Here is a 7,316-nt window from a genome sequence, read left to right on the forward strand (position 1 = left end):
ATAAAAATTGAATAGGTGGTTATTACATGGATCTTCAAATTTCCGATTTGGAAGAAATGAAGCTGACCGATTTGTATAAACTGGCGAAAAAGTACCAGATTCCATACTACGGGACGCTTAAAAAGCGGGAACTGATTTTTGCCATCCTCCGGGCACAGGCGGAGCAGAGCGGGCTAATGTTTATGGAAGGTGTGCTCGAGATTTTACCGGAAGGCTATGGCTTTTTGAGGCCGATTAACTATTTGCCCAGCGCAGAAGATATTTATATTTCAGCCTCGCAGATCCGTAAGTTTGATCTCAGAAGCGGCGATCTTGTATCTGGTAAATGCCGCACACCCAAAGAGAATGAACGTTACTTTGGACTGCTTCAAGTTAACGCCGTCAACGGCGAGAATCCTGCCAGTGCAGCAGAGCGTCTGCATTTTCCGGCGCTGACACCTCTTTATCCGCAAGATAAGCTGCCGCTTGAAACATCCCCTACACATTTGTCCACTCGAATAATGGATTTGCTCGCTCCTGTCGGTCTGGGGCAACGCGGTTTGATTGTAGCACCTCCCAAAGCAGGGAAAACGCTCCTCCTAAAAGAAATTGCCAACAGCATTTCCACTAACAATCCTGAAATTGCATTGTTTGTACTGCTGATCGATGAACGTCCCGAGGAAGTAACGGATATGCAGCGTTCGGTGAAGGGCGAAGTTATCGCCTCTACGTTTGATGAACTTCCAGAGAATCATATCAAAGTAGCTGAGCTTGTATTGCAGCGGGCTTTGCGGTTAGTAGAGCATAAGAAGGATGTTGTTATTTTGCTGGACAGTATTACCCGGCTGGCACGTGCCTACAACTTGGTAGTACCCCCATCCGGGCGTACATTGAGTGGAGGGATTGATCCGGCTGCATTCCATCGTCCCAAACGGTTTTTCGGATCGGCGCGGAATGTGGAAGAGGGTGGAAGCTTGACCATACTTGCCACAGCGCTTATTGATACTGGTTCGCGTATGGATGATATCATTTATGAAGAGTTTAAAGGTACGGGCAACATGGAGCTTCATTTGGACCGCAAACTGGCGGAACGTCGCATATTCCCTGCCATCGATATACGCCGTTCCGGCACGCGCCGAGAAGAGGTGCTGCTTAGCAAGGAAGAGCTGGATACCATTTGGGCCATCCGTAAAAATATGAATGAATCGTATGACTTTGTTGAAGGCTTCCTTAAAAAGCTGCGTGACAGCAAGACGAATGCTGAATTCCTGGCGTCCTTCGACGTTGCCGGAAACAAAGAATCCTCTTCGCCTAGCGGAACTGCAAGCAGTGGAGGAACCTCAAACAGCGGCTCATCCGCACGCCGTACGACGCGGCCGAAGACGCCTTCTGTGCCTACCACCTGAGAAACGATAATAAGGAGACTAACATGTATTTGGTATATGCCGACGGGCAAGGAAACGTATATGATCATCCCGAGCTGTACGGGCTGGCTCGCAGTGGGGATATGATTGTTGAGATATTGGAGGAAGAATTAATACCGTTGCCGGAGGGAGCTACCTTGGTAAGTCTGCCTAATACACGGGCGGTAGGCATGAACCCTGAGACGGGGGAGATGCTACCTCTTCCGGAAGGATCACAGGCTGTTGGAGCCTTGCTGCCGCAAGGGTTTACCCGCCTGTGTCTTCCTGGTTATGTAAAGACAGACAAATCGTATAAGCTTCCACTCTTCGGTTATTCAGCGGTAGTGTGGAAAGATGGTGGATTTTATGTGGCCGCCGATCTTACGGATAATCCGGAGCAGTGGAACCCGCTCAATTGTGAACGTGAAGATGTAGAAGTGGGGGTTGGCAGTTTAACTGCCAAGTACCCGGAGAACCGTCTATACGATCATCTCTCCAACTGTGCGCTGGGCTATGAATGCCTGACCTCTTCGAATACCTTTCTGGGACGTTGGGAGGGGGCGGTTCCGGTCTCCTATTCGTGCAATGCTGGATGCTTTGGTTGTATTTCCGAACAGCCTGATGACAGTGGCTTTGTGTCCCCTCAGACAAGAATGAACTTCCGTCCCACAGTGAATGAGATTTCAGAGGTCATGTTAGAGCATCTCAAGACACCTGAGTCCATTATCAGCTTCGGCCAGGGCTGTGAAGGGGAACCTTCTACACAGGCGAAGCTTATTATTGAGTCCATTCGTGAAGTCCGATCCATTACAGATATGGGCTATATCAACATTAATACTAATGCCGGATTAAGTGACCATATCCGCGGTATTGTTGATGCTGGACTGGATTTAATGCGTGTCAGTACAATCAGTGCGTTGGATGACCATTATAATGCCTATTACAAGCCACGTGGCTACACGCTGGCTAATGTGGAGAAATCTTTGAAATATGCTGCTTCACAGGGTGTGTATACATCGATCAATTATCTGATCTTTCCGGGGGTTACCGACCGCGAGGAAGAGATTGAAGCGATGGTGGAATTCGTTAGACGTACAGATCTGAAGCTGATCCAAATGCGCAACCTTAATATTGACCCGGAGAGCTACCTGGAATTAATTCCACCGGCTCGAGGCGAGATTCTGGGGATGAAGACGATGCTGGAGATCTTTCGCGAGGAACTTCCGGGTGTTGTTATTGGTTCATACACCCATGTACCGCCTGCCGATTTGGCCCGCGCCAAACAGCGGCGCGCACAAATATAACTGTAAATATCCAAGGATTAGATATATTGCAGAGCCGAGTCTTTCGTGCTAAAATACCGCTTAGATATTTTATTAACTCTAGGTCCGCATGAGGCCTAGGGCACGAGAGGTGAGGTTTATATGCAATCCGTAATTCAACCTAATTACAATGTAACCAAGGTAACCTGTGCATGTGGCAATACATTCGAGACCGGTTCTGTGAAGCCAGAGCTGCGGGTCGAAATTTGCTCCAGCTGCCACCCGTTCTATACAGGTAAGCAGAAATTCCTGGATGCCGGCGGCCGTGTTGATAAATTCAAGAAAAAATATGGCATCTAATCCATTTACTGCGCTGGCAATAATGGGTTAGTCCCGCCCCCGGACATGCTGTCCGGGGGCTTCTCCTTTAATTGGAGTTGCAGCTGGAGTTGATTTTTACGCGGGTGTAAGCTATACTTATCTTCGCCGTGCTAGACGGGGAGGTAGCGGTGCCCTGTAACTCGCAATCCGCTGTAGCGAGGTTGAATTCCTGTTAGAGGTGCTGTCGATGTGAGGCCTTGGTTCCTACGGGCTGTGTTGACGGTTGGGTCCTCCGCAATGAGTGCTTGTGAACCTGGTCAGGTCCGGAAGGAAGCAGCCATAAGTAAGTTTACTCTTGTGCCGGAGGGTTGCCTAGCCCGAGCAGTGTTGTAGGGTTGCCGCTTGGATCGCAGCCATCAATAACAGGTGCACGGTTTACATATTGTTTATAATAGTATCTTTGCGACAAGCAAAGGTGCTTTTTTGTTTTTGGTCAAAGTCTGGTGGATATAGTATAATATATTAGCGACAAATGCCGGAAGCGGCAGCTTAAGAGAGGGTAATGCATAGTGGAACATATCGCGCTGTATCGTGCCTGGCGGCCGCAGTCATTTCATGACATGGTAGGGCAACAGCATATTATTCAGACGCTGCAGAATGCAATTCGCGAACAGCGGGTTTCGCATGCCTACCTGTTTAGCGGACCGCGGGGTACCGGTAAGACAAGTGCCGCCAAAGTTCTGGCCAAAGCAGTCAATTGCGAACGGAACGAGGGTCCGGAGCCCTGCAATGAGTGTCCATCATGCTTGCGGATCACTGCGGGTAACGTCATGGATGTGCAGGAGATTGACGCTGCATCAAATAGGGGCGTTGAGGAAATACGTGATCTCCGGGACAAGGTGAAGTATGCGCCTACCGAAGTCCGCCGCAAAGTGTATATCATTGATGAAGTGCATATGCTGACTACTGAGGCTTTTAATGCGCTGTTGAAGACGCTGGAGGAACCGCCGCCTCATGTGATGTTTATTCTGGCAACGACAGAGCCTCATAAATTGCCGGCAACGATTATTTCCCGTTGCCAGCGCTTTGATTTTCGGAGAGTCTCATTGGAGGAGCAGACGGCCCATTTAGCGGCGATCTGCCAGAAGGAAGGTATCTCAGCAGATGCAGATGCTCTGCAGTATATCGCCCGACTTTCCGATGGGGGAATGCGTGACGCGCTCAGTATACTGGATCAGATTTCTTCCTTTACGGATGGCCAGGTTACTTACCAGCAGGTGTTAGGGATGACAGGGGGAATTCCTTCTGAACAATTCGCACGCCTAGCGACAGCAATTCTGGACGGGGATATGGGACTTCTTCTGGAGCTTGTGGAGCAGCTTATGCATGAGGGGAAGAGTGCCGATAAATGTCTGGAGAATCTGCTGTATTATTTCCGTGACTTGCTCATGATCAAGATGGTCCCAGGGGCCGATCAACTAACGGATCGGGTGCTGAATCCAGCGGAGTTTCGGGACATGGCAGCCGCATTTTCCCGTGACCGGCTGTTTCAGATCGTAGAAACATTAACCCGATATCTGGGTGAGATGAAATATGCAACCCATCCGCAAACCTTGTTTGAAGTGGCTCTGATGAAGTTATGCAGTCTGCAACAACAGGAAACATCTCTACAAGAGAGCTCTTCGCATCTGCTTGTTTCAGGCTCCAATCAAGCTGGAGGTAATACTGCAGCTGTTGACGTTGGTGAACTGGAGCAACTCAAACGGCAGATTGCAGCCCTGGAAAAAAAGCTGGAACAAGCTATGCATTCTGGTGCCATATCTGCTGCAGGTCGCGGTGAACAAGGGAATCCAGGCAGACCTTCTGCCGCTCAAGCCCCGGCTCCAAGAATATCCTCTCCCGCCAAGCTTCCGCCCCAGTTGGATAAATTTATTGCGGGCAAAGATAGTGCCGATTTTGCTGAAGTCTATAAGAAGTGGAGCACTGTCCTGCAGGGAGTGAAGGAAGAGAAGGTGACGGTTCATGCGTGGTTTGTCGACGGTGAGCCTGTAGCAGTTATGGAAGATGCTGTGCTGGTTGCCTTTAAGAATACAATTCATCGCGACACCACGGAGAAGCCGGCTAACAGGCAGGTGATTGAGAATGTATTTGCTGCCCGTCTGGGCAAACCGTACCGGCTCGTGACCATGCTACTACGCGACTGGAACGAGGCTACAATGAAATCCGCTGCGCAGACTGGCACAGAGGAACTCCGGCTGGAGCATGAACACGAGACTCCAGACACCCGGACTGAACCATGGATTGACGAGGCGATCCAGCTCTTTGGGGAGGACCTTGTTGTCATAAAAGAGTAATTAGTCTATTAGCGCTAAATGCGCATCCAAAGGAGAGACGATGAATGAATAATATGAACCAAATGATGAAACAGGTTAAAAAAATGCAGGAGCAAATGCTCAAGGCGCAAGAAGAACTGGGTAGCAAAACCATTGAGGGATCTTCCGGTGGCGGTGTGGTAACCGTTCAGGTCAATGGACATAAGAAACTGCTGTCGATTCAGATTAAACCAGAGGCTGTGGATCCAGAAGATATTGAAATGCTGCAGGACCTTGTGATTACTGCTGTAAATGACGCACTTACCCAAGCGGAAGAATTGGCTAATAACGACATGGGTAAATTCACCGGCGGGATGAAGATTCCTGGCCTGTTCTAGACCTTACTCCATCTATCCAAAGGAGAACCATTATTTTGTATTATCCAGAACCGCTAGCTAAGCTGATTGAAGCTTTTACGCGTCTGCCCGGAATAGGCCCAAAGTCAGCCGCGCGGCTGGCTTTTCATGTGCTCAACATGAAAGAAGATGAAGTTATCGATTTTGCCAAGGCGCTAGTCAGCGTCAAACGCAATCTTCATTATTGCTCGGTCTGCTGCAATATTACAGATACAGACCCTTGCCGGATATGCCAGGACAAGACCCGGGATGCCTCGGTAATATGTGTGGTTCAGGATTCTAAGGATCTTGTGGCTATTGAACGAACCAAGGAATTCGACGGCTATTATCACGTACTTCAGGGTGCGATCTCTCCTATGGAGGGTATAGGTCCGGATGACATTCGTCTGAAGGAGCTGTTGACCCGCTTGAGCGATGAGAGAGTAAAGGAGCTTATCATGGCAACCAACCCCAATATAGAGGGTGAAGCCACAGCTATGTATATCTCACGCTTAGTTCGTCCATTTGAGATCAAAATCACCAGGATAGCCCATGGACTACCTGTAGGTGGTGACTTGGAGTATGCGGATGAGGTAACGTTATCCAAAGCTCTTGAAGGCCGGCGTGAGCTGTTCTGAGCAGTCTGACATCAAGTTATTTCATTAAGGAGCCCTACAGGGCTTCTTTTTTTCGTTTTATACTGCAAAGAATAATCTGATCGGAATTTCACGTTGGTTTTTCAGTCGTTCTGGTTCTAAGTTTGTCCCGGTTTCGATATGAATGAGAATAAAGGAGTGTGCGATCTCTGAGCGTGCGCCGAGTTTATTCTTACGAGGAGGCATCTGATAATGGGATGGTGGAACTTTGGACGACAGAGCAGTAGAGAGCGTGAAGGGCGACAGGACGAACATTGGAATGTGTTTGTCGAAGTTCTGCAGGCGCATTCCGAGTGGGAGAGAGCACATCTAATGTTTGACGAGGCACGGGGACAGGATCAGATTGATTACGCCATATATATTCTGGAAGCGGCAGAGCGCAAATATCAAATTCATTTGAAGCATGCCAAAACCCTCGGACTTAACCGAGCACAGCTGTAAGTACAATAGATGAATTATTGGGGAGGATTGTCATGCTAAGAATGGCTGCGATAGCTGTGTTGGTGGTGTCGGGAGTTTTGTTACTTCTTATTATTTTCAGGAAAAAACTGGGCTGGGCTTGGCTCACTCTGTTAGGTACACACCTTCTCTTGGCAGCGCTTGGTATATATGTGGTGAATTTCTCAGGCATAATCACAGATATATATATCCCACTGAACCCTGCTACAATAGGAGCCGTAACGATTCTTGGTCTTCCTGGAGTGTTGATGCTTCTGGGGCTCAAAATAACTTTGTTTTAGAGGTTGACGTGGATTGTAGATATATGATACATTAAGTCTCGGCCCTTTGGACAAGGTATCATATGAGAACTTGCCGAGAAGTTAAGCGAAAAATTAAAATAAAAAAACGCTTGACTAAAACGAAGGTGCTGTGATATATTATAAAGGTCGCTGCTGACAAGCAACGATGAAGGAAAATAAGACATTGATCTTTGAAAACTGAACAACGAGTGAGTGGGATTTCACGCAAGTGAGATCCAAAATAGAGA

At 48.3% G+C, this 7,316-nt stretch carries 8 protein-coding genes and 1 other RNA gene; all 9 read left to right on the forward strand.

Annotated elements, in window-relative coordinates; genetic code table 11:
* The first annotated feature begins 26 nt into the window (after positions 1 to 26).
* Complete coding sequence (rho, locus tag ACAN54_RS29575) at positions 27 to 1,385, forward strand: transcription termination factor Rho (protein WP_379164307.1); 1,359 nt, start codon at positions 27 to 29, stop codon at positions 1,383 to 1,385.
* A 23-nt stretch (positions 1,386 to 1,408) separates the two neighbouring features.
* Positions 1,409 to 2,686: a radical SAM family protein gene (locus ACAN54_RS29580; RefSeq protein ID WP_379164310.1), complete on the forward strand. Its 1,278-nt coding sequence runs from the start codon at positions 1,409 to 1,411 to the stop codon at positions 2,684 to 2,686.
* A gap of 120 nt (positions 2,687 to 2,806) precedes the next feature.
* Positions 2,807 to 3,004 carry a 50S ribosomal protein L31 gene (rpmE, locus tag ACAN54_RS29585; protein ID WP_379164313.1) on the forward strand — a complete coding sequence of 66 codons (198 nt, stop codon included), beginning with the start codon at positions 2,807 to 2,809 and terminating at the stop codon, positions 3,002 to 3,004.
* Between the two features lie 126 nt (positions 3,005 to 3,130).
* Positions 3,131 to 3,399: signal recognition particle sRNA large type (gene ffs / locus ACAN54_RS29590), an RNA gene on the forward strand.
* Positions 3,400 to 3,534: 135 nt separating this feature from the next.
* Positions 3,535 to 5,319 (forward strand): DNA polymerase III subunit gamma/tau, encoded by a 1,785-nt coding sequence (dnaX, locus tag ACAN54_RS29595; protein ID WP_379164316.1) that lies wholly within the window; start codon positions 3,535 to 3,537, stop codon positions 5,317 to 5,319.
* A gap of 44 nt (positions 5,320 to 5,363) precedes the next feature.
* The gene (locus tag ACAN54_RS29600; protein ID WP_054944059.1) at positions 5,364 to 5,675 is read left to right on the forward strand and encodes a YbaB/EbfC family nucleoid-associated protein; all 312 of its coding nucleotides are present in this window, start codon (positions 5,364 to 5,366) and stop codon (positions 5,673 to 5,675) included.
* A 35-nt stretch (positions 5,676 to 5,710) separates the two neighbouring features.
* Complete coding sequence (recR, locus tag ACAN54_RS29605; RefSeq protein ID WP_025703869.1) at positions 5,711 to 6,310, forward strand: recombination mediator RecR; 600 nt, start codon at positions 5,711 to 5,713, stop codon at positions 6,308 to 6,310.
* A 210-nt stretch (positions 6,311 to 6,520) separates the two neighbouring features.
* Positions 6,521 to 6,769: a hypothetical protein gene (locus tag ACAN54_RS29610; RefSeq protein WP_379164321.1), complete on the forward strand. Its 249-nt coding sequence runs from the start codon at positions 6,521 to 6,523 to the stop codon at positions 6,767 to 6,769.
* Between the two features lie 32 nt (positions 6,770 to 6,801).
* Complete coding sequence (locus tag ACAN54_RS29615; RefSeq protein WP_379164324.1) at positions 6,802 to 7,068, forward strand: pro-sigmaK processing inhibitor BofA family protein; 267 nt, start codon at positions 6,802 to 6,804, stop codon at positions 7,066 to 7,068.
* The last annotated feature ends 248 nt before the right edge of the window (positions 7,069 to 7,316 follow it).

Source organism: Paenibacillus diazotrophicus, from assembly GCF_042610465.1.